Annotated in this window: 19 protein-coding genes and 1 pseudogene; 8 read left to right on the forward strand and 12 right to left on the reverse strand. The window is 37.8% G+C overall.

The annotated features are described in order from the left end of the window. Nucleotides 1-138: 138 nt before the first annotated feature. The 5 genes from Q5W13_RS24945 to Q5W13_RS10895 are packed head-to-tail and all read right to left on the reverse strand — an operon-like array spanning nt 139 to nt 4,693. Nucleotides 139-381: a SusD/RagB family nutrient-binding outer membrane lipoprotein gene (locus tag Q5W13_RS24945; RefSeq protein WP_368662524.1), complete on the reverse strand. Its 243-nt coding sequence runs from the start codon at nt 379-381 to the stop codon at nt 139-141. Beyond that, complete coding sequence (locus Q5W13_RS10880; protein ID WP_304446307.1) at nt 345-554, reverse strand: SusD/RagB family nutrient-binding outer membrane lipoprotein; 210 nt, start codon at nt 552-554, stop codon at nt 345-347. Before Q5W13_RS10880 ends, Q5W13_RS24945 begins: the two co-directional genes overlap by 37 nt. 32 nt (nt 555-586) lie before the next feature. Beyond that, a complete protein-coding gene (locus Q5W13_RS10885; protein ID WP_304446308.1) occupies nt 587-1,597 on the reverse strand; it encodes a SusD/RagB family nutrient-binding outer membrane lipoprotein in 1,011 nt (336 codons plus the stop codon). Nucleotides 1,598-1,625: 28 nt separating this feature from the next. After that, nucleotides 1,626-2,726: a SusC/RagA family TonB-linked outer membrane protein gene (locus Q5W13_RS10890; RefSeq protein ID WP_304446309.1), complete on the reverse strand. Its 1,101-nt coding sequence runs from the start codon at nt 2,724-2,726 to the stop codon at nt 1,626-1,628. Nucleotides 2,727-2,740: 14 nt separating this feature from the next. Next, complete coding sequence (locus tag Q5W13_RS10895; protein WP_304446310.1) at nt 2,741-4,693, reverse strand: carboxypeptidase-like regulatory domain-containing protein; 1,953 nt, start codon at nt 4,691-4,693, stop codon at nt 2,741-2,743. A gap of 603 nt (nt 4,694-5,296) precedes the next feature. On the opposite strand from Q5W13_RS10895, the gene Q5W13_RS10900 reads away from it, so the two are divergent. Genes Q5W13_RS10900 through Q5W13_RS10915 form a run of 4 tightly spaced genes read left to right on the forward strand, consistent with a single transcriptional unit; the run spans nt 5,297 to nt 8,884 of the window. Beyond that, nucleotides 5,297-6,007: a tRNA1(Val) (adenine(37)-N6)-methyltransferase gene (locus Q5W13_RS10900; protein WP_304446311.1), complete on the forward strand. Its 711-nt coding sequence runs from the start codon at nt 5,297-5,299 to the stop codon at nt 6,005-6,007. A gap of 55 nt (nt 6,008-6,062) precedes the next feature. After that, nucleotides 6,063-7,241 (forward strand): acyl-CoA dehydrogenase family protein, encoded by a 1,179-nt coding sequence (locus Q5W13_RS10905; protein ID WP_304446312.1) that lies wholly within the window; start codon nt 6,063-6,065, stop codon nt 7,239-7,241. 42 nt (nt 7,242-7,283) lie between these two features. Beyond that, a complete protein-coding gene (locus Q5W13_RS10910; protein WP_304446313.1) occupies nt 7,284-8,576 on the forward strand; it encodes a trehalase family glycosidase in 1,293 nt (430 codons plus the stop codon). Further along, nucleotides 8,573-8,884 carry a trehalase family glycosidase gene (locus Q5W13_RS10915; protein WP_304446496.1) on the forward strand — a complete coding sequence of 104 codons (312 nt, stop codon included), beginning with the start codon at nt 8,573-8,575 and terminating at the stop codon, nt 8,882-8,884. The genes Q5W13_RS10910 and Q5W13_RS10915 overlap by 4 nt, the downstream gene beginning before the upstream one ends. A gap of 379 nt (nt 8,885-9,263) precedes the next feature. On the opposite strand, the gene Q5W13_RS10920 is transcribed toward Q5W13_RS10915, so the two are convergent. Next, complete coding sequence (locus Q5W13_RS10920) at nt 9,264-11,867, reverse strand: glycoside hydrolase family 2 protein (RefSeq protein WP_304446314.1); 2,604 nt, start codon at nt 11,865-11,867, stop codon at nt 9,264-9,266. After that, nucleotides 11,848-12,102: a hypothetical protein gene (locus tag Q5W13_RS10925; protein ID WP_304446315.1), complete on the reverse strand. Its 255-nt coding sequence runs from the start codon at nt 12,100-12,102 to the stop codon at nt 11,848-11,850. The genes Q5W13_RS10920 and Q5W13_RS10925 overlap by 20 nt, the downstream gene beginning before the upstream one ends. Before the next feature lie 206 nt (nt 12,103-12,308). Between Q5W13_RS10925 and Q5W13_RS10930 the strand changes: the two genes are divergently transcribed. Further along, complete coding sequence (locus tag Q5W13_RS10930; RefSeq protein ID WP_304446316.1) at nt 12,309-13,460, forward strand: hypothetical protein; 1,152 nt, start codon at nt 12,309-12,311, stop codon at nt 13,458-13,460. 15 nt (nt 13,461-13,475) lie between these two features. On the opposite strand, the gene Q5W13_RS10935 is transcribed toward Q5W13_RS10930, so the two are convergent. From Q5W13_RS10935 to Q5W13_RS10955, 5 genes and pseudogenes are all read right to left on the reverse strand, one after another. Then, nucleotides 13,476-14,771: a sulfatase family protein gene (locus Q5W13_RS10935; protein ID WP_304446317.1), complete on the reverse strand. Its 1,296-nt coding sequence runs from the start codon at nt 14,769-14,771 to the stop codon at nt 13,476-13,478. Further along, the gene (locus Q5W13_RS10940; protein WP_304446318.1) at nt 14,747-14,983 is read right to left on the reverse strand and encodes a sulfatase-like hydrolase/transferase; all 237 of its coding nucleotides are present in this window, start codon (nt 14,981-14,983) and stop codon (nt 14,747-14,749) included. Before Q5W13_RS10940 ends, Q5W13_RS10935 begins: the two co-directional genes overlap by 25 nt. A 7-nt stretch (nt 14,984-14,990) precedes the next feature. Continuing rightward, nucleotides 14,991-16,259, reverse strand: a complete 1,269-nt coding sequence (locus Q5W13_RS10945; protein ID WP_304446319.1) for an SMP-30/gluconolactonase/LRE family protein — start codon at nt 16,257-16,259, stop codon at nt 14,991-14,993. A gap of 54 nt (nt 16,260-16,313) precedes the next feature. Beyond that, nucleotides 16,314-17,264: pseudogene (locus tag Q5W13_RS10950) on the reverse strand (sulfatase family protein). Between the two features lie 45 nt (nt 17,265-17,309). Beyond that, nucleotides 17,310-18,788 carry an arylsulfatase gene (locus Q5W13_RS10955; protein WP_304446320.1) on the reverse strand — a complete coding sequence of 493 codons (1,479 nt, stop codon included), beginning with the start codon at nt 18,786-18,788 and terminating at the stop codon, nt 17,310-17,312. Between the two features lie 299 nt (nt 18,789-19,087). Between Q5W13_RS10955 and Q5W13_RS10960 the strand changes: the two genes are divergently transcribed. From Q5W13_RS10960 to Q5W13_RS10970, 3 genes are read left to right on the forward strand one after another with little or no spacing between them, the layout of a single operon-like run. Next, the gene (locus tag Q5W13_RS10960) at nt 19,088-19,570 is read left to right on the forward strand and encodes a carboxypeptidase-like regulatory domain-containing protein (protein WP_304446321.1); all 483 of its coding nucleotides are present in this window, start codon (nt 19,088-19,090) and stop codon (nt 19,568-19,570) included. Then, complete coding sequence (locus Q5W13_RS10965; protein ID WP_304446322.1) at nt 19,560-20,576, forward strand: hypothetical protein; 1,017 nt, start codon at nt 19,560-19,562, stop codon at nt 20,574-20,576. Before Q5W13_RS10960 ends, Q5W13_RS10965 begins: the two co-directional genes overlap by 11 nt. Further along, entirely contained in the window at nt 20,551-21,816 is a 1,266-nt protein-coding gene (locus tag Q5W13_RS10970) for an outer membrane beta-barrel protein (RefSeq protein WP_304446323.1), read from the forward strand. Before Q5W13_RS10965 ends, Q5W13_RS10970 begins: the two co-directional genes overlap by 26 nt. Nucleotides 21,817-21,823: the final 7 nt, after the last annotated feature.

Consider the following 21,823-nt stretch of genomic DNA (forward strand, 5'->3'; position numbering starts at 1 on the left):
TTACAAAATATTGCATAGTTAAACGTTTTTCATCTTTTAATATATGGAGCTTGTTGAATTAACCTTAGTGCGTTTCACGAAAAAAAAGCCATGTCTTAAAAAGAACATGGCTTCGATATAATCACAAAATCTAAAATATCATTTTTTAGTTATGGGATGCGGAACGTCCCACCATAAATTTGTATTTAGATTGTCAGGCCCTTGAGCACTTACAGCAGCTTTGTAATTTTCAGCATTATTGGTTGGGTAGTCAACGTCGTAGCCTTGTCTAACGGGTATGTCATCTCCGTTTAGCGGGAGAGTTGCAGGTTCAAGTTCGGGATAGCCAAGTCTTCTCCACTCACTCAGGATTCCCAGCCTTGAAGGTAAAGGGCTTTCCATTTTTCTTCAGCTATTTGTTTCATTGCGATTTCAGGGTCGGTGCTCAAAGGGTTTGCTGAAATATATGTGTTGGCATCTTCTGCGTCCCATAGATCAAATGAAGCTTCTAATCCTTCTTCATAATAGGCACTTGCGTCACCACTGGTCCAACCAAGTTCAACAGCCTCTGCCAATGAAAAAGCAATTTGCGAATAGCTGTAAATTATTATAGGGCAGTACTTTCATAAATAACGTCACTAGAGATAAAAGAAACGTCTGCAGCTAACCATTCAGAATTAGGAATGCCGTAGGGCATGCCTAAATATTCAGGAGACCCTAAAGAAACGGAAGTTCTTGTGAACTCGGCATAAACAGCAATTCTAGGGTCGTTATCAGCTAGTAGCCTGTCTATCAATACATCGCTTATGGCATAATCTTCTCGGGTTTGGAAATTATCTTGCCAAGGGTTGTCGTTGTTGTCATCTGAAAGAAAGGGGTAATAAATGGTTTCAGCATGTGAGGCTATAGCACCATAAGGTATAGCTTCATTAAATTTTGTGGCTGCATAACCGGAAGGGTCTGGGTAGATATTAGATAGTCTTAATGCCATGACCAATTTAAGTGTATTGGCAAATTTTTTCCAGCGTTCCATATCCCCTCCAAAAAGAATATCTCCAGTTGGTCCAGCTCCATCGTCTATAAGAGCCAATGCATCATCAATATCAGTAAAAAGCCCATCGTATATTGCTTCTTGAGTATCAAAAACGGGATAGGTGTTTTCGGTTCCCTGAAGCGCTTCGGTATATGGCATCATTCCCCAACGATCGGTCATGAATTGGTAATAGTAAGCCATTAGAATTTTAGCTACCGCAATTTGGTTGGCGTTGGACCCGTAAGCAGATTGTTCGAGCGTATATTGCTCATCTGAGTTAAAATCAATTATAGTTTTTAAATTGATTAATGGGTTTTGATATAAGTAATCGGAGTCTGCACTTAAATCTGTATATCTGGAGCCATCTGTATAGGTGATCTGTGATATATGTTGGGTATATAGGTCTCCCATTTCGTCTGTTACAACATCGCCTATGTAGCGCTCTGCAAAAGTTAGTAAGCCGCTGCTGACTACAGTTGTGGTAACGTCTGGGTCTGAATTGGTGTCTCCAAAATCCACATTTTCACACCCTAGAAATACTAGGGATAAAAGGATAGGTTGAATAATTTTAGAATATGTTTTCATAATATTTTTTGTTTTGTTTCACGCGAAGTTAGAAAGAGAGTTTAACACCTAGGCCAAATGTTCTTTGGTTGGGGTCTTGTGCATTTTCTGTCCAACGAATATCGTCATCAGTACTATTGTAAGCCTCAATTTCAGAAGGGTCAATACCATCTATTTCTGAATAGATTAACCATAAGTTGTTAGCATATAGGTTAATCGTGATTGCATCTAAAGGCAATTTTTCAATTGTCTTTTTTGGAATACTGTACCCCAGAGACAATTGCCTAAGCTTAACATAGCTAGCGTCATAAATCCACTCACCCGCTTTTCTGTTCATGCTCTTGAAATAGGAATATGAGCTTGTATAATAAGAAACAGGGTTTCCTGTAGCTTCATCTACACCTTCTACAAGGACACCTCCAGAGCCAGTTCCTACATTTGAGGCTAGTACTTGGTTAACTTCATTGCCGCTAACATCTAATACAGGGTCTCTTAGAGGGTTGCCCAGGCTATTGTCACCAACTGTAAAGTCTCCCAGACCTGAATAGGCCAATAGTTGTCTAGTGACGGAATAGTATTCGCCACCACCTTGAAAATCTATAGATATACCTAGGTTAAAGTTTTTGTAACGAAAATAATTGATAAGTCCCCCGTTAAAATCTGCCTGTACATTACCAACTTTTTCAAAATTGTCCGAATACACTCGAAGGCCATTGCTATTAATTAGGGGTACTCCGGCATCATTGGTCACTACATTATAACCGTAAATATTTCCCCAATCGTCATTTGCATCATGTACTAGATATGCAGTTCTACCTTCTGCAACTTGTACGGATGATACGATGTCATTAATCTTTATTACTTTTTTATCAAAATTGGAAATATTAAAATTTATGTCCCAGTTAAAATTATCCGTTCTAATTGGAGCTAGATTTAAAGCTAATTCCCAGCCCTTGGTCTCTATTATAGATCCGTTACCTACCGTTTCCGCATAGCCGGTAGCTCCGGTTAAGGTGAGATCTGTTGGAAGATTTTCGTCATTCCTTGTGAAATAGGTAAAGTCAATTCCAAATCTATTTTGAAGGAATTTTAATTCCATACCAATTTCTTTTTCTTCCCTTACACCACCAGTTAATAATGGATTGGCCAATGTTTCAGGAACACTTAAGGCAACGCTTGAGCCATAAGGATTAGAAATGGAGTAGGAGCTTTGAAGTTGATAAACATCGGGAAAACTAGGCGCTTGGCCAATACCGGCACGTAATTTACCAAGCTGACAAAACCTCCAGGATTAAGCAGTTGGGAGAAAATAAAACTACCAGTTAACCCATAGGTGTTCAATTTATTGTCATCTGCTGTTGCTGTTGACCCCCAATCCCTTCTAAAAGAACCGTCTAAATAAAGCATGCTTTTATATCCGACTGAAGCAGAAGCAAAGAGCGAATTTAATTTTTGCTCTTCGGTGTCTCTGTCATAGTCAGGAGTGTCTACAGAAGTATTAATGCTGTAGTAGCCCGGTATTTGCAATCCTCCTACGGTTTCTGCCCTTAACCATTTATATTTTCTTTGGTTTGTTTGACCCCCTACGCTAGAAACGACATCTATATCACCAAAATTTTTGTTATAACTTAACTGGGCATACGCTTCCGTGAAGCTATTTTGTTCAGTGAGCTCTTGAAACCATGGCACGGATAAACCTCCCCATGCGCGTTTATCATCAAAGTTGGTTAAGTCAAAAGTTCTTCTTAAATCAACTAGTGCTTTCAAATTGTCATTTATGTCATATTCCAATCCTATACTACCATAAATTGCATTTTTAGTTTCATTATTTATGTTTTCATATACTTCAAAATAGGGTGAATCCCAATATAAAGGTGTTGGATTGTCATATGATCTCATGTTCCATGAAACAATTTGACCATTCTGTTCATAGTCTCTCAGTCGGTCAATATTTAATTGTCTTTGCCACCATTCATTAAAATTCCCGGCATACCCTCGTGTTTCAGGATTGTTGAAAGTAGATCTATATTGATAGTTAAAAACACCCTTGAATTTAAGTTTGTCAGTAACGTTGTAATTCCCTTTCATGGAAATTGTTGTTTGCTTTCTATCGTTATTAGGGTTGATGAGCGTGGTGTTGAGATTGTTTATAGTAGTTTTAATATCATAATTTTCACCACCTTTTAAAAAGCCAATTGTAATATTTTTAGTGACACCCGTTTTGTAAAAATCGCGAACATCACTTGTTGTTGGAGACCAAGCTCTTAGTTTTCCAAATTCAGAAGTTCCGGGTACCCAACTGTCCCAATGCCTTACTAAAGTACCATCAAGCTTAGGGCCCCATGATTCATCAGCAGAATAGTTAGGTATGTTTTGGCCATTTAATTCTGAAAATGACTGTGTGTAGCCTCCGCCGTATTCATTTTGATATTCAGGTAATAAGTAAAGGTTGGAGACAGAGGTTGCAACGTCTAAAGTAACTTTGGTTTCTCCACTCTTTGCTGTTTTGGTGGTTATTATTACTGCTCCGTTTCGGGCTTCGGGACCATATAAAGCGGTACCTGCAATACCTTTTAGCACTGATATATTTGCAACGTCCTCCATGTTAATGTCACTAGAGGAGTTAACCTTTATACCATCAACTACATATAGCGCTCCTACTTCTCCCCTTAGCCTTATATTAGATGCTTCATAAGTAGAACTGGGAGAGCCTACCAGCTGTACACCGGCAATTTTTCCGGCAAGACCTTGACTGATATCGGTTTCTTTACCCATTACAATATCTTCACCGGCAATACTTTGTTGGGAAAATCCTAGGCTCTTTTTTTCTCTTTTTATTCCAAGCGCCGTAACAACTACTTCGTCCAAGGCCTGAGCATCTTCTTCCATCATAACATTAATGATCTGGCCAGATTCTACGGTAATTACTTTGTCTCGTTGACCCATATAGGTAAATAACAGGCTTTGGCCTTCGCTTGCTTCAATGGTGTAGTTTCCGTCAAAATCTGTTTGCGTTCCCGTTGTGGTACCTTGTACAAGAATGTTAACACCTTGGGAGTGGAAGAGAATTGTGGTCGGACACGGTTCCGGTAATCGTGTTTGTTTGGGCTGTGGCATTGTACATTACAAGTAATGAGAACAATGCAAACAATAATTTTTGTTTTTTCATCATTTTAAGATAGTTAGATTGGTAATCTTTGTTACTATGTTAAATGTTTAACAAAAATTTACGTTATTAAAGAATTCGCTGAAAAAATCTCATCAACATCAACGTATTTGTCAAATGCGTAAATAGCCGATATTTAATTTTTTTATAAGAGAATATTCAGTGATGATTTTTATCATTTTAGTGATAGAAAAAAAGCACTAAAAATTTTTTTTATTTAATGAAAATCAATACCCATATAAACAATGAAAGTGGGTTGTATAGTGAGATTTTTCAGTCGTTACAGTATGAAAATAATTCCAAAATGGATTATGTACGATGAATAATGTAGAGGGATGAGGAAGTATATTGTTAATTGAAAATTTCACAGATAAGTACTATTATCAAACCAGCATATCTCATTAAATGTTTTCCATACCTTAACTTTATCAATTCTATTTTACTTTAAAGCGGACGATGGAGAAATTGAATTGGTCTAGGTAGCACTGCCAAGCTCTTTTTTTAGTTTTAATATGAAAAAGTAAATTCCAAACAATTAAACCAAGTAAAACTTGATGAAGCCATTTAAATTCAAACAATTCCAGATAGAGCAAGACCGTTGTGCCATGAAAGTGGGTACAGATGGCGTATTATTAGGTGCTTGGGTTTCTATAGATAATAATCCCGATTCTATTTTAGATATAGGTGCCGGTACGGGACTGATAGCTTTGATGATTGCCCAACGTAGTACTGCGGAAACCATAGATGCTTTGGAAATTGATGAAGATGCCTATGAACAATGCGTTTCAAATTTTGATAGTTCTGATTGGGCCGACAGGCTTTTTTGTTATCACGCCGGTCTTGATGAGTTTGTTGATGAATGGGAAGATCCTTATGACCTGATAGTATCTAATCCACCTTTTTATTCCGAAGAAGTTTCCAGTGGAGATGATTCGCGAGATAAAGCAAGACAAAATCAATCTTTACCGTTCGATGAATTGTTAGAAGGCGTATCAAAACTAATGGCGTCCAATGGCTCGTTTACAACCATTATTCCTTTTAAAGAAGAAGAAACCTTTTTGAAACTGGCTAATTCTTTTAAATTATACCCACAACGAATCACCCGTGTAAAAGGAACTCCTACTTCGGAGATTAAACGCAGCTTAATTCAGTTTGGGTTTGAGGAGGTAGAACTGGAAACCAGTGAGCTGACTATTGAAATAGGCAGGCACGAGTACACCGAAGACTATATTTCATTGACTAAAGATTTTTATTTAAAAATGTAACAATTAGTACGCATAATGTTACGTTTCATCATTATATTTGATTAAAATTCATCCTATGAGACCTGATTTGTTCGAAGCGCCAGACTATTACAATCTTGATGACCTTCTTTCCGAGGAGCATAAATTGGTGCGTGATGCTGCACGCCAGTGGGTAAAAAGGGATGTTTCTCCTATAATTGAGGAATATGCTCAAAAAGCAGAGTTTCCGAAGCAAATTATTGGTGGATTGGCCGAAATAGGTGCGTTTGGACCCTATATTCCTGAAGAGTATGGCGGTGCTGGCTTAGATCAAATTAGCTACGGACTTATCATGCAAGAAATAGAGCGTGGTGATAGTGGTGTGCGTTCTACAGCTTCGGTACAGTCTTCATTGGTTATGTACCCTATCTATACGTACGGATCAGAAGAGCAACGAAAAAAATATTTACCAAAATTGGCCTCCGGCGAAATGATGGGCTGTTTTGGGCTTACGGAACCTAATCACGGTTCTAATCCTAGTGGAATGGAAACTAAATTCAAGGATATGGGAGACCATTACCTTTTAAATGGTGCCAAACTATGGATATCCAATTCCCCTTTTGCGGACATTGCTGTGGTATGGGCCAAGAATGAGGAAGACCGTATTCATGGGCTTATAGTAGAACGTGGTATGGAAGGGTTTACAACACCGGAAACGCATAATAAATGGTCTTTGAGAGCATCTGCCACCGGCGAATTAATATTTGACAATGTTAAGGTTCCTAAGGAAAATCTGTTGCCAAACAAATCTGGACTAGGAGCTCCTTTAGGTTGTTTGGATTCTGCCCGTTATGGTATTGCATGGGGTGCCATTGGCGCAGCTATGGATTGTTATGACACTGCTCTTAAGTATGCTAAAGAGCGAATACAATTTGGTAAACCGATTGCAGCTACCCAATTGCAACAGAAAAAGCTTGCTGAAATGATTACTGAAATCACCAAGGCACAACTATTGGCTTTTCGTCTAGGACAATTAAAAAACGAAGGCAGGGCTACAACAGCTCAAATTTCTATGGCTAAACGTAATAACGTAGATATGGCCATTAAGATAGCTAGAGAAGCCAGACAAGTATTAGGTGGTATGGGTATTACTGGGGAATATAGCATCATGCGTCATATGATGAATTTAGAAAGCGTAATTACCTATGAAGGCACTCATGATATTCACTTGTTGATTACAGGAATGGATATAACGGGTCATTCCGCATTTAAATAGTAAAGCCTTACTTTTAGATCGTAACCAAGACTTCACATTGCTATGCGATACTATTTGTTATTTTTCTTATTCGCCTTTATTTCCTGTAAGACCGAACCGAATAAAAAGGCCGTTGAGATAGTAAACACAACCCAAGAGACCTTAGAAAAAGGAGAAACACATCAAACTCTTGATAGTTTACTTGGTCAGCTATTCGTAGATGTACAACTAGAACGGGTTTTTCCGGACAGCAAGACATTCGTTGATTGCATTGCCAAAAGACCTTACTCCGAAATTAAAATAACGTATGAGCAGGAAAGCGACTCTGCAAATTTTGATTTGAAGGCTTTCGTACTCGAGAATTTTGAATTACCAGAGACTATAAGTTCAGACTTTAAGACGGATAAGAGCAAATCTGCCGCGGAACATGTTGTCTCACTATGGCCGGTTCTAACGAGAATTTCAGATGCCAAAAATGAAGGTAGCACGCTTATTCCTTTACCTGAGCCCTATATAGTTCCAGGTGGTCGTTTCCGAGAAGTTTATTATTGGGACAGTTATTTTACGATGTTAGGCTTAGCTGAAAGTGGTGAGTTTGAGCTGATTAATAACATGCTTGAAAATTTTGCGCATTTAATAGAAACTGTAGGTCACATTCCAAACGGAAATAGAACCTACTATATCACAAGATCTCAACCCCCTTTCTTTGCTCAGATGGTTGCTTTATTAGCAAAAAGCAGAGGTGATTCAATCTATACAAAATATAAGGTAGCACTTAGAAAAGAGTATGATTTTTGGATGGATGGTAAGGAAACCACTAACACGCCTATTTACCACTGCGTTGCTACTCCTTTAGGGATAATGAATCGTTATTTTGACCGTGGTACTTCACCTAGAGAAGAATCGTATCGTGAAGATTACAATCAGGTTCAAAAAGTAAATGGAGGCGAAAAAATGTATAGTGACCTGCGTTCTGGAGCGGAATCCGGTTGGGACTATTCTTCAAGATGGTTTGCTGATGGTAAATCAATAGAAACGATTATTACTACAGATATCATCCCTGTTGATCTCAATGCACTTCTTTACGGCTTAGAAACCGTGTTGCTAAAATGCTACCCTGAAGATGAAGAATTCAAAAAGGTACTTGAAGAAAGTATGGCGAACAGAAAGAAATTTCTAAATGATTTTTGTTGGAATGCATCCGAAGGTATTTATGAAGATTTTAACTGGGTCAAGGAAAAACAAACTGGCGAGCCCTCATTGGCCATGACCTTTCCCTTGTTTTTCAATATGGCATCACAGGAGCAGGCGGATAGCATTGCAGAATACATAAAAAACAATTTTCTGAAACCATAGGTGGTGTAGTTACTACTTTAAAAAACACAGGTGAGCAATGGGACGCTCCTAACGGTTGGGCGCCATTGCAATGGATGACCATTGTTGGCTTGGAAAATTATGGTCATGAAGAACTCGCAAATACCATTGCTCAACGTTGGGTAAAACTCAATGAAAAAGTATATGCCAATACAGGAAAATTCGTTGAAAAGTATAATGTGGAGGACATGAGCTTAGATGCTGGTGGAGGAGAATATCCGGTGCAAGATGGTTTTGGATGGAGTAACGGAGTGTATCTGGCATTAAAAGCAAAAATCAACAAGAAATAAATAGATGATACAGATTTCTAATATTCCTGCTTTTTAAAAGTACTCCCTCAAGTATAAAGACTAATCAATTTTCTTCCAAATCAACCGAAATGATAGTTTTTCGGATTTTCTGCAAATAAGAAACGGCTAAAAAGGTTTTAGGAAATAGGTTCATAATGCTCTCTCTGAGTTCAAAAATCGATAAAATGCGTTTTCACAACAGAAATCGGCTAGTTCACATCATTTTTTTTCAAAATGAACACTGCTGCCGTAAGTTTACAGTGTTAATCAAATAGAAATAAAATTTTTCATTTTCATATAGTGTTCTCGTAAAAGAGTCTTGTCGAAACCGATGAGACTCTTTTTAGTTTACAGTATTTCGTTTCTACTTATCTATATTTTAAAACTCAAAGGTTAGGTCTATACTGATAGGTTCATCATCATTTCCGAAGTAGTTTTCTGAATTTCCTTGAGGACCCATTTTATCTCCTGTTTGAAACTTAGTTCCTATTGCAGGTACATTTTTAACAAAGGAGATGTCGCCTTCCGGAAAATCTATAGAAACTCTATGATTAGGGTCTTCTTTTGGTTGCTGAGGGGTAAGCATGCGTAAAAAGGTGTTTTCGGAATTACAATACACCGTAAAACCGTTGTTGTTTTTACCTTTTACTTGCACCCAGTACAGACTAGAGAAAAATCCTTTAAATTCTGGATATACAAAACCGGATTCTCCAGTAACAGTATTGTTGTAATCATTTTCCCAAACTTGAAATTTAGTGCCTTTCATTCTGTTCCGCCATACACGGTAGGGTCCGTCCCCTAGCCATTTCATGCCGCTAACTTCAGATTCCGGAAACGAGAACGTAATACCTTTGAATCCTTTCACTATTTTTTTGCCCTTAATTTCAACATGTAGGTCCAACAGGCCGTTGGAATGTACGGTCCATTTTATAACATCGGAGCTGTACACTTTATGACTGGCCCATCCTGGAGATTTATCCGTCTTTTCAAAAACAGTAGTAATCTCTACCTTGTCTTTAAGCTTAGTTACATTTATAAATTCTATCTTGTCTTTATGGTCAAAAATGACGGGACCATTAGTAAAGGGAATACTATTGTTCCCTTTTTTAACCTCTTGCAACAAGCTGGTTTCTTCTGAAAAGGTATATTGAATTCCGTTTGCTTCAACTTTTATTAATCCACCGTCAACATGGGCAGTAATCGCTGCTTGTCCTACCCTAATAATGTTACTTTTATTTATGTCATTTGGGACTTTAATTGGGTAACTCCATGTAAATATTTCTAACCCATTGTGGTCTGTTGCCGTTAAAAATAAAGCATCTGCAGATTGCCAGTTTTTGGGTAAATCTACTTTGAATGTTCCTTTGGTTTCGGGTTTTAAATTTGGTAATTGAACAGTATCCTCAGAAATCACTTCAACTTTGTCCGTTCCTTTTGGACCATCAAACTGTACCCATTTGGCAACCATTTTAATCTCATTTAAATTGGTAAAATGATATCTGTTTTCAACCCTAAAAACACCATTAAAATCTGATTTTATATAACGGTCTTCTATGTAAACCGGAGACCAAATTTCCTTAATACTAAAATAACTAGCTTCTTTCTCACCATAAGGCCCCACAATACCATCGGCGGCATGATTACCGTCTGTGTCTAGTACTCCTTTTTTATCTGTTCGAACTACGGCTTCATCTGCAAAATCCCATAAGAAACCTCCGGCAGCTAATGGCATATTCCACATCTGTTTCCAATAATCATCTAGTCCGGCACCATGTCCACCATCATACAGACCATGTAAAAACTCGGTTGGGAAATATATTTTATCCTTAGCATAAGTATCATACGCAAAAACATGATAGCTAGGATAGTGCATGGTATTCGTTTTGTTAAAGATATTCCAAGGGTGAATGACTTCTCTTTTTTGAATGTCCCACTTGGCATAGTCACCATCTAACTCTGTATTCCAGCCTGTTTCGTTTCCATTAGCCCAAAGGAGAATAGAGGGGTGGTTTACGTCACGCACAATAGTTTCTTTTACTATTTTACGGCCTACTTTTGTATCCAAATGAGGTGAGTGCCATGTGCAGACTTCATCTATAACAAAAAGCCCAAGCGAATCCGCAACATTTAAAAAGTGCTTGTCCGGAGGGTAATGAGACATACGAACGGCATTCATGTTCATGTCTTTCATCATTTTCACATGCTCAATGCTTAGTTCTTTTGATGTAGTTCTGCCCGAGGAAGGATAAAATGAATGACGATTTACGCCTTTGAATTTTATTCGTTGCCCGTTTACGTAGATTCCGTCTCCCTCACGAACTTCAACCGTCCTAAAACCTATACGTTGCGTAGTTGTATGAAGCACTTCATCTTTTTTGCCCAGAAGTTCTATGTTCAAGAAGTATAGTTGAGGCGATTCCGGATTCCATGATTTTATGTCGTTTGCTTTTAAGGTAACATGCCACTTATCATTTTCTTTACTGATGTCAGTAGCGGCTAAATTTTGTATTTTTTTGTGATTGATATCAGATAGCGAAAGGCGAAGAGATTTAGCTTTTGTAGATACAGTGTAAATATCGGCTTCTATGCTTCCATTTGCTTTAGCATTAATGGCAACCCGTTCAATATTTTCTTTAGGGGAGGCTTGTAAATAAACAGGTCTAAAAATTCCGCCGAAAATCCAAAAATCCGCTTCCCTTTCTGCATGATTGATAGAGGTGTTGGAAGAGGCTTTGTTCACTTTGACTTCTAGCAAGTTTTTTTCGCCGTATTTCAGGAGTTTAGAAATCTCATACTTGAATTCGTAAAAAGCCCCTTGGTGTATTTCCCCAGCCAGTTTTCCATTAATTTTTACCTCGGCATCGGTCATGACGCCTTCAAAAACAATTTTTACTTCCTTTTCATCCCAATTTTCTGGAACATCAAATTGATACTTGTAAAGTCCGTATTCGTTCTTACGCACCTTAAAAATCATCCTTACCATAGTTGTAGTTTCCAAATCCTTGCAATTCCCAACAAGAAGGAACACCTATAGTAGTCCATTTACCGCTATTCATTCCGTCTGAACAAAAGAAATCCCAGTCTACCATATCATCTTTGCCCGTACCTGAGAGGTAGACTTTTTGCGTTTCTATGTCCGCTGGTTCTATTTTGGATTGCATGGCATTTACTCCAAAAAAAGATAGCCATAATAGTATAAAAGTGGTGGTGGTTTTCATGAGTTCAATTTTTAATTTAATAATGTCCGGCCTTTCCTATAGGCTTAAAAGGAACTTTTGTAATAGTGTTGTAATTCTAAAAAGGGAATTAAAATGATTGTAACAAATGTATGTTTCACACTTTATTATTTGTACTTTAACCTCTCTTTAACGGTAGCTATAACGGTTAAACTTGTCTTGTAGCTGCCTATTTTACGGTATTCTTTATGCAACTGACGGAAAAGATAGAACAACAGGTAGTTTCTAAAATAAAGGATAGTGAGACCTTTAAAAATGCTCCAACAAGCAGAGGATTGTTGCAATATCTCTATGAAGCTACAAAGAGGGGAGAGCATTTAAAAGAGGCTGTAATAGAATTGGAATTTTTTAGAAATGATGAGAACCAAGAGAAGAACAATCCTAGGGTAAGGGTTAATATTTACAACCTTAGAAAAAAGCTGACGGCATTTTACGAAACGGAGGGTTTCAATGATAGCTGGCAATTAAAAATAGATAAAGGTCAGTATAAAGTTCGATTTATAAAAAGACAAGCTCCGGCAGGTTGGATGCAAAAGGTAACTTGGTCACAAATGCTTCCTTATGTTTTATTGCTTGTTGCTCTGGTAATATTGGTGGTTACCAACATACCATCAAAAACACCATTGTTATGGAAGTCGTTTTTAGATTCCGATAAATCTACGAACCTGATTCTAGGAGATCATTTTGGTGCCATGGGAGAAACAATGACCGGAGGTAGGGGATGGACTAGAGATTTTGAGATAAATAGCGTTGATGAATTTTATGATTTACTGGAAGTAAAACCCGAATTACAAGGCGTGCTTCATCCCGCAAATTATAGTTATACCACTCGTATGGCGGCTATGGCAACCCAGAAGTTTCAACAGTTTTTTCAAGCAAATGACAAGCAGTTTTCTATTCGATTTTCTACCCAAACTACGCTGCCTGAAATTAAGGAAGGTAATGCCATTTATGCGGGCCCGATAAAAAATGAAAATCAATTTATCGGCTTTTTTAATGATGCTAATCCGTACTTTAATCTATCGGGAAAAAATTTAGAGCTATCTGGTCATCCAACACTAAAGAATAGCGTATTTACCTTTGGTACTTCTTTGGTGGACCAAGAATATGCTATTGTAGCAAAGTACCCTAGTATTGGTAATTCAGAACATTTTGTATTCTTTTCGCAACACGATATAGGTGTAAGCGCAACGGTTGAATACTTTACGAACAACGACAACCTTAAGAAATTTGAAGAGAAATACCTAAAGGGCCAGAAATATTTTACGGCACTATTCAAAGTCAAAGGTCAGAATAGGGTTGACACCGATTTGAAAATTGAAATGACGGTCGTGTTTTGAACAGTTAACTGAGTTTTATTTACTCATAGCTCGTATAATTTTCTCCATCTCAACTTTTGAAGGACGAGGTCTTTTTCTGAATGAATTGGATTTTCCCGTCTCACGATTAAACTCATCTGGTGTTCTAAACGTTGGTAAGCTATCTTTTGAGGCTTTTCTAATGCTATTCATTTCAGTTCGTAACTCTACTAACTTTTTACTATGCTCAGGGTATAACGCCAAGTTTTTAAGCTCATATGGATCATTGACCACATCGTATAATTCTTCTTCTAGTCTTGGTGTAATGAAACAGGCCAATTGTGCTTCGTTAAGTTCACCTTTTTTCTTTAGCTCCTGCATAGATTTAAATGTTCCACCAATGAATGCATCCGCAGAAGGAGTATTGGGTAAATCCGTATAGAAGTTACGTATGTATTTAAAATCTTTTGTACGTACGGCTCGGGTGTAATCTTCGTAATCATGCCAGTGGTCTTCGGCATAAATGATATCTCTGGTTTTTGCTTTTGTGTCTTCTAGTAATGGAGAGAAATCTACACCTTCAAAACTTGTTAACGTTTCTAAATTCGCAAGTTTTAAGAATGTTGGAGCTATGTCTATTGAGCTTACCAAGTTGGTGTTAACCGAATTGGATTCTACTTCATTTGGCCATTTTACAATCCATGGTGTTTTTATACCCCCATCATAAAGTGTGGTCTTATCACGAGGGAAAGGTCTACCGTTATCACTAATAAACAAAATCATAGTATTATCTGAAACCCCTTGTCTATCTAGTTCCGCGACTACTTCACCTACATAATTATCTAGGCGGGTAATCTCATTGTAATAGTGCGTAAAGTCTTCACGTACTTCTTTAGTATCTGGAAAATAAGGTGGAAGTACCACATCTTCCAACGCATGTGGGTTGTCAATGATATCTTCGGTATAAGGTCTATGCGGGTCAACTGCGGCAAGCCATAAAAAGAAAGGTTGGTCTTGTGGTCTTTGTTTGAGGACAGGTATCCATTCTTCGCAACCACTGCCGTTGCCCGTCTGTTTTGTTTTTTCGCCCGTAGGCGATAACTGAAAACCATGTGTGCCAACATCCTTTACGAGGTCAAAACGGTTTTTAATAGAATCCCCCAAATGCCATTTTCCCGCTTGTGCCGTCCAGTATCCAGATTTTTTGAGTTCTTCTACAAATGTTATCCTGTCTGATGGTAATGGCCAGTGTAGTTGCTCTGCATCCGTATTGTGTGGGTATAAACCAGTAATAATACTGGTTCTACTCGGGCTACACGAACTGGCGGTCAAGAAGGCATTGTCAAAACGCATACCGTCCTGTGGGCCAGTTGGTCTATGTTGGGAGTTTTTATATTTGGGTGTCCATAAGCACCACTATCGTCCCAAGCCATATCATCGGCAATAATAAGAACTATATTGGGCCGTTCTTCCGTTGCTTTGGCCTCCTCTTTTTTCTTTTCGGCACAAGATGAGAAAAGCAAAAGACCTATAGAAAGAATAGATAAAGTGTAGTTTTTGTACATGGAGGTTTTATTTAGAATAAGGTCTTAGGTTTACTCTTAAAAGGTAATCATCTGCGGTTATAAATAAATATCTTCCATCATCGCTAAATTCGCAATTGCCCGTGTTTTTATCGGTTCTGATGCTTCCCAAATGTTTTCCTGTGGGAGAAATTACCAAAACGCCATCAGGTCCTGCCAAGAAAATATTTCCTTTGTCATCAATCTTCATTCCATCGGGAGACTGTTTGCTAATACTGGCTTTGTGAAGTTCGGTAGCATCAAAGAATATTCTTTTATTGGTTACTTTTCCATCACCTACAATATCATAGGCCAGGATTTTTGGTTGCTTTTTGAAAGAATCGGCAACATAAAGGGTTTTGTTGTCATTAGATACTGCGATGCCATTCGGAGCTTCTATAGAATCATCCAAAAGAATCAGATCTTTATTCTTGCTCAAGAAATAAACACCGTTAAAACCAATAGCGCTTTTACCATCACCTAACCCAAAAGCAGGGTCTGTAAAATAAAGGTTTCCGTTACTATCATAATCCAGGTCATTGGGGGAATTGAATATCTTCCCTTTGTAATCGGTTACTATTGGAGTGAATTTAGGATGAAGCGAATCTTGCAAGCTCGTAAGTTTACTGATTCTACGGTCGCCGACTTGGCAAATCACTAAATCCCCCTGCGGATCAAGAATAAGTCCGTTAGAACCCTTTCCTGTATTGCCATTTGCGATTCCAGTACCTCCAGAAGGAGCCATGTATAGGCTTAGTCCGTCTAAATTGTGCCATTGGTAAATTTTGTTCTCGGGAACATCGGAGAAAATAAGTTTTTGCTCTTTAGGAAGCCATACTGGACCTTCTGACCAATTAAAGCCTTCGGCAACTAGTTCGATGCGGGCATGTTTTGATACCAACGAATCAAACTCTGGCGCTAGACGTTCAATCCAGCCATACGTTGGATATTTTCTTAACGAATCTAAAACCGTTTTAAATTTTTTCTTGAGCTGTTTTTCTTGAGAGGAGAGTTTGTCAGATGACAACGAGTCGTTTTCCAGAACATCTTTTTTGGTATTATAGAATCTACCGTCTCCGTAAAGTTTATAGCTTTCGTTTAGTACGAATTCTGCTGGCGCGAATTGTTTTTTGTCCCAACCCGGTTTAGGGTCGTAACTCATAAATACCCAGTCTCTACGTTGTACAGGTTCTTCTTTTAAAACAGGTAGAAAACTTTCTCCATCTGGTTTAAAACCGGAAGGGATAGGGGTATTTGTAGCTTCAAGAATAGTGGGCATAAAATCAATAGCATCAATGAATTCGTTTGATGCAGTACCTTCTTTAATATGACCTTACCAGTTGGCAATAAAAGGGACTTTAATACCAGCTTCGGTCGTTAGGCCTTTACCACCTTGAACCGTCCGATCTCCCATTTTGGAAAAAATGGTTTGGTGTGTGCCATTATCGGAATACAACATCAAAAGTGTGTTTTCACGAAGTCCTTTCTTTTCAAGATTATCTACAATATCTCCAATGATTTTATCTAAATACTCCACCATATCCTTGAAGTATATGGTTTCTTCATTCAATCTTTTTTCGGCATATTTCCAATCGCCGCTGTTCGGTGTTGGATTGAAAGGACCATGTGTCAATGCCATAGGGTAATACACGAAAAACGGTTTATCTGCATGACGGTCAACAAAATCGTTTAAGTATTGAGAGAAAATATCTGGACCGTATTTACCATCGGTACCTTTCAGGAACTCCCCGTTTTGATAAATGGTTGGATTGGCAAAACGAGAGCCTTTATCCTCTGTATGAAACGCGTGAAACATGCTGTATTCATCAAAACCAGCATCCTCTACTTTCATACCAATACCTCTTCTGTGTTCACCTCCGGGATATCCTTATGGATCATAACTCTGTAGTTGCCATTTACCCACCATACAAGTAGAGTAACCAGCATCTTGCATGATATGGCCAAACGTTTTTTGTTTTGGATTTAAAACTCCAAAAGCTTCCCAATTCCTAAAATTGTACTGCCCAGTCATAAGTTTTACGCGAGTGGGAGTACATAACGGCTGTGCATAGGCCTGATTGAACTGCATACCCGTTGCGGCAAGCTTATCAATATTTGGAGTGTCATAGGATGTGCCTCCATAACTGCCAATTCCTTCGTACCCTAAGTCATCAACCATGATCAGGATTACGTTCGGGCGTTTTTCTGAGATGCTTTTGTTGGCTTTCTGAGCGTAACAGGAAACCGATAAGAAGAGGCTTAGAAGAAAATATATGGTTTTCATAGGGTATGCAAAGGTTTAATTATTGGTTGGTTTAAAAATCAATAGCTACTCGAAAGGGAAAAGTTCAGATTTTTCACTTGCGCTTTCCATGATTTGCCTTATTTTTTTTTCTATTTCTGGATGTTCATTGGCAACATTGTTGGTTTCAGATGGGTCATCCGCTAGATTATAAAGTTCAAATTGACCTTGTGGTTTTTTGTTGAAATTGTAAATAACACCTTTCCAATCTCCTTTTCTAACTGCTTTACGTCCTTTTTGAATAGGAAATTCCCAGTACAGATATTTATGTTGTTTTTGACCTTCCTTGCCCAGAAGTGTTGGTAGAAAAGAAATACCATCGCTAGTTGCCGGAACATCTATATTGGTGATTTCACCTAATGTTGGCATAACATCCCAAAATGCAGAAACATGGTCAGAAGTTGATCCGGCTTTAATTTTATTTGGCCAGACTACCAGAAAAGGTGAACGAACACCACCTTCATACAGGTCTCTTTTAATTCCTCTTAGACCTCCGGCACTATTAAAGAATTTAGGGTCAGCACCACCTTCGGCATGAGGACCGTTATCACTTGCAAACATGACAATGGTGTTGTCCGTAAGGCCCAGTTCATCTAGTTTATCTAAAATCTGACCAACATAAACATCCATGCGGTACACCATAGAGGCAAAGGCCGCATGGGGCTTTAATTGTGAAGCATATTCCATTTGAACAATATCAGGACCGTAGTCCGATGTAAAGTCATTCTCTGTCGTATATGGTGTTTCCTGAAATTTGTCCTTAAACTTATCAAATATGGAATCCTTGGGTGAAATCAGTTCTGCATGGGGTAGGACAAAAGGAACATAAGCAAAAAAGGGCCTTTCTTTATTGGCTTCGATAAAAGCCAATGTTGCTTCTTGAATTTTATCTGGAGCGTAAGTTTCGGTCTTTGTCCAGTCGTTACCATCAAGTAAGATTTTTTCTTCATTGTGCCACAAATGAGAAGGATAGTATCTGTGGGCCATACGTTGGCAATTGTACCCATAAAACTCATCAAAACCTTGAGCAACGGGGTCGCCCTCAGTTCCAATAAAACCTAATCCCCATTTTCCAAAAGCGCCTGTGGTATAGCCCGCTTTTTTCATTAACTCGGCAATGGTTACGGAATTTCCGGGTAATGGTGTTTGCCCTTCGCCTTCAAGTTCTTTATTTCCTCTAATAGGCGTGTGGCCTGTATGTTGTCCTGTCATTAAAGATGAACGTGCTGGGGCACAAACTGGAGCCCCACTATAATGTTGTGTGAATTTTATACCTCTAGCAGCAAGTTCGTCAATATGGGGCGTTTCAAACTTTTCCTGTCCGTATGAACTCAAGTCGCCATAACCAAGGTCATCGGCTAAAATATAAATGATATTGGGTTGCTTTTCTTTTTTTTGTAAAACTGTTTCGTTTACAATTTTCGCTTCTTCTTTGCAGGACCCAAAACTTAAAAGCAAGGAAGCGGTAAAAAAGAATGCTAAGTAAGGGTGAAAACGTAATCTCATAATAATATGGCTTAATTGTTAAAATTGATAGGATCAATTTTTGGGCTTGACAGCTATTTGAAACGACTGTACTATTTGGTTTACTAGCCTTTAAGATAAAGCACTTAGCAATGTACTTATTTTACATCTTATAGTTTATGCCTTTGATCATCTGTTGCATACTTAAAGCAAATTGATCATATCATTTGTAGATTATGTACTCCACAATACATTTCTTGTACTCTTATGTACATCTGTTCTTTTGCATCATTTTACCTTTAAGGATTGCTCCTTGTGAGTTCTAATTCAATAAAAATTTAATGGTGAATTTTCAAAAAGGAAATGGTTTTCTGCTTTTCCTCTTCTTTATATTTTTTACATCTACACAGGCACAATCTTCGGAAGCTATTTCTGGCAAAGTGCTCTCTGAGGGTCAGGAGCCTCTGGAAGCAGTTGCCGTGGTTTTACTAAGTGTTAAGGATTCTACGTATGTAGATTATACGATTACTGATGTAAATGGTGAGTTTAAAATTTCTGAAGCGCAAAAAGGAGATTATATTTTAAATATTTCTTCTTTAGGATATATCTCTTTGTACAAGAACATAACCTACACGGGTGAAGCTCTTACGTTTGGAAACCTTACACTAGTGGAGGATACCTATGAATTGGAAGGGGTTACGTTAACAGCAGTGGTGCCTGTACAAATCAAACAGGATACTATAGCTTTTAATACCAATTCTTTTAAAGTGGATGCGGATGATAATTTAGAGGAATTGTTAAATAAAATTGAGCTTGGAGATTGATTCCGATGGAAAGGTGAATGCTCAAGGTAACGAGGTAACCAAAATTATGATCGATGGAAAGGAGTTTTTTGGAGGCGATCCATCCATAGTACTAAAAAACTTATCTGCAGATGCCATTGCCAATGTAGAGATAATAGATAAAAAAAGTGATGAATCTGAGCTTACCGGTGTGGCGGACGGAAACAAGGAAGTGGTCATTAATTTTACGTTGAAGGAATCAAGAAAGAACAATGGTTTCGGAAAGGTTTCTGCAGGAGGCGGATTGGATAACCGATATTTTGGAAATCTTAATTATAATAAATTCTCTTCTAAGACTCAGTTTTCTGTCATTGGTAAAATCAATAACATCAATATAACGGGTTCAAACATTCAAGATTTTTTAAAGAATGCAGATGGTGTTGATGGTGATGGAGACGATGAGGAAGAAGAGCAGAACTCTGCACAAAAAACAAAAAGCTTAAGTGGATATTTAAATACAGGTGTGGCAGGGGTAAATGTAGGGCATGAGTTTAAAGAAAAGAAATCCTTAAACGGAGATTATTTCTATAACTATTCTAAGAACGATGGTTCTTCTGTGTCAAAACGCATCACTTTTTCCAATGCCAATAACTTTGATTATGTAGCCGAAAATGAATATGTGAACACTAAGAACGATCACAATCTTAATTTAGATTACAAGAACAAATCCAACCCTAACAATAGTTTAATTATTAAAGGACAATTAATGTCTGATGCTATTAATAGCTACTCTAATCGCATGGGGCGCTATTTTAAAGATGAAGAACTAAGTACAAAAAATGATAACCTATCTACTGTAGATAGAGATAGAAAAAGAGCCAATTTGGGTATTAACTTTTATCAAAAGCTGAGAAAAAAGGGTAGAAGTCTAGCTACTGGACTGAAAACTAATTTTAATCGGTCTACTATGAAGAACGATCAAAATACTTTAATCAAGGAGGATAAATACTCCAAAAGAATCTGTGAAAGAGCTGAATACCATCCGTGATCAAAAACTGAATACTTCGATAGTCAATTTTAATTTCAAATATACTGAGCCCTTAGGAGGCAACCATTATGTGAAGTTGGAGTCATACATGGGAAATAAAATTGATAAGGAAAATGTCTATCAGAATAAGATAACTGTAGCCGCAAAGAACGAAGAAGAGATTTTAAAGTACGATTACGATCACAACGAAAATAATTATCAAACCAGATTGGCCCATAGTTATACTGCAGGGAAAATCAATACGTATGCAGCAATGGAACTGCAGGATATTGTACGGTCTTTTGGTGTTGTAAATGAAGCAGCTACAGTAACGGATAGGTTATTCGTTAATCCTATGGCTACGGTACAATACATTCCTAAAAGAGGGCGTAAGTATAGATTAAGTTATAAAAAGAACATTCGTACGCCACGACCAACCGAGAGTTCTACGGTGGTTAATGATTTAAATCCGTTTTCTATCCGAAAGGGGAATCCAAATTTGGTTTCGGAAAAGATAGATGCGTTGACTTTATCTGCCGTAATCCACGATTTTAAATCGTCTTTTAGTTTTAATACACGAGTACAATTTCAATATACAAAAAATGCCATTATCAAAAGTGTTGATGTAAATGAGGATTATGTTAGAACCTTGAGCTATCAGAATAACGGAATCAAACGTAGACTGAATACTACAATAGGTTTTAGCCAGAAAATAAAAAGTTTGGGGCTACGCTACTCTGTTCGAAACCGAAATTTCTTCAATACGAACAATGCGATTATCAATTTTCAGCTTAATGAAGTTACTTCAAAAGATTTTCTAATCAGCGCAACGCTAGAGAACAATAATAAAAGTGTCATAGATTTAAAAGCAGGGGCAACTTATAGCGTAAATAACACCTCTTTTTCAATAGAGCGAGATTTGGACCGGAAGTATACCAAACAGCAGTATTTTTCAATGTTGGATTGTGATTTGTCTAAGAAAGTGAGCTTCAATACCCAGTTTGACTATTTTATTTATACCGATAATGCTTTTGCTTCAAGTGAAAACATCCCCTTATGGAATGCAACCGTTTCGTATGCTTTTTCAAAACAGAATAGCCATGTTGTAAAGTTATTGTTTATTGATTTGCTTGATAAGAACATAGACATTTATAGGCGTAGTACTACCAACTATTTTGAAGAAACTACGTCTGAAAGCTTGGGGCGTTATTTTATAGTTAGTTATATGCATAAGCTTAATAGCAGACCAAGAAAAGGGTAGGCGTTGT

The organism is Zobellia laminariae (assembly GCF_030553095.1).
GTDB lineage: Bacteria > Bacteroidota > Bacteroidia > Flavobacteriales > Flavobacteriaceae > Zobellia > Zobellia laminariae.

Excerpts from the sequence above, each read along its gene's own strand:
- Q5W13_RS10945 (WP_304446319.1), bottom strand. The coding sequence starts at position 16,259 with ATGCCCACTATTCTTGAAGCTACAAATACCCCTATCCCTTCCGGTTTT.
- Q5W13_RS10955 (WP_304446320.1), bottom strand. The coding sequence starts at position 18,788 with ATGAGATTACGTTTTCACCCTTACTTAGCATTCTTTTTTACCGCTTCC.
- Q5W13_RS10885 (WP_304446308.1), bottom strand. The coding sequence starts at position 1,597 with ATGAAAACATATTCTAAAATTATTCAACCTATCCTTTTATCCCTAGTA.
- Q5W13_RS10920 (WP_304446314.1), bottom strand. The coding sequence starts at position 11,867 with ATGGTAAGGATGATTTTTAAGGTGCGTAAGAACGAATACGGACTTTAC.
- Q5W13_RS10910 (WP_304446313.1), top strand. The coding sequence starts at position 7,284 with ATGCGATACTATTTGTTATTTTTCTTATTCGCCTTTATTTCCTGTAAG.
- Q5W13_RS24945 (WP_368662524.1), bottom strand. The coding sequence starts at position 381 with ATGGAAAGCCCTTTACCTTCAAGGCTGGGAATCCTGAGTGAGTGGAGA.
- Q5W13_RS10930 (WP_304446316.1), top strand. The coding sequence starts at position 12,309 with ATGCAACTGACGGAAAAGATAGAACAACAGGTAGTTTCTAAAATAAAG.
- Q5W13_RS10935 (WP_304446317.1), bottom strand. The coding sequence starts at position 14,771 with ATGCGTTTTGACAATGCCTTCTTGACCGCCAGTTCGTGTAGCCCGAGT.
- Q5W13_RS10900 (WP_304446311.1), top strand. The coding sequence starts at position 5,297 with ATGAAGCCATTTAAATTCAAACAATTCCAGATAGAGCAAGACCGTTGT.
- Q5W13_RS10960 (WP_304446321.1), top strand. The coding sequence starts at position 19,088 with ATGGTGAATTTTCAAAAAGGAAATGGTTTTCTGCTTTTCCTCTTCTTT.
- Q5W13_RS10895 (WP_304446310.1), bottom strand. The coding sequence starts at position 4,693 with ATGCCACAGCCCAAACAAACACGATTACCGGAACCGTGTCCGACCACA.
- Q5W13_RS10905 (WP_304446312.1), top strand. The coding sequence starts at position 6,063 with ATGAGACCTGATTTGTTCGAAGCGCCAGACTATTACAATCTTGATGAC.
- Q5W13_RS10940 (WP_304446318.1), bottom strand. The coding sequence starts at position 14,983 with ATGTACAAAAACTACACTTTATCTATTCTTTCTATAGGTCTTTTGCTT.
- Q5W13_RS10925 (WP_304446315.1), bottom strand. The coding sequence starts at position 12,102 with ATGAAAACCACCACCACTTTTATACTATTATGGCTATCTTTTTTTGGA.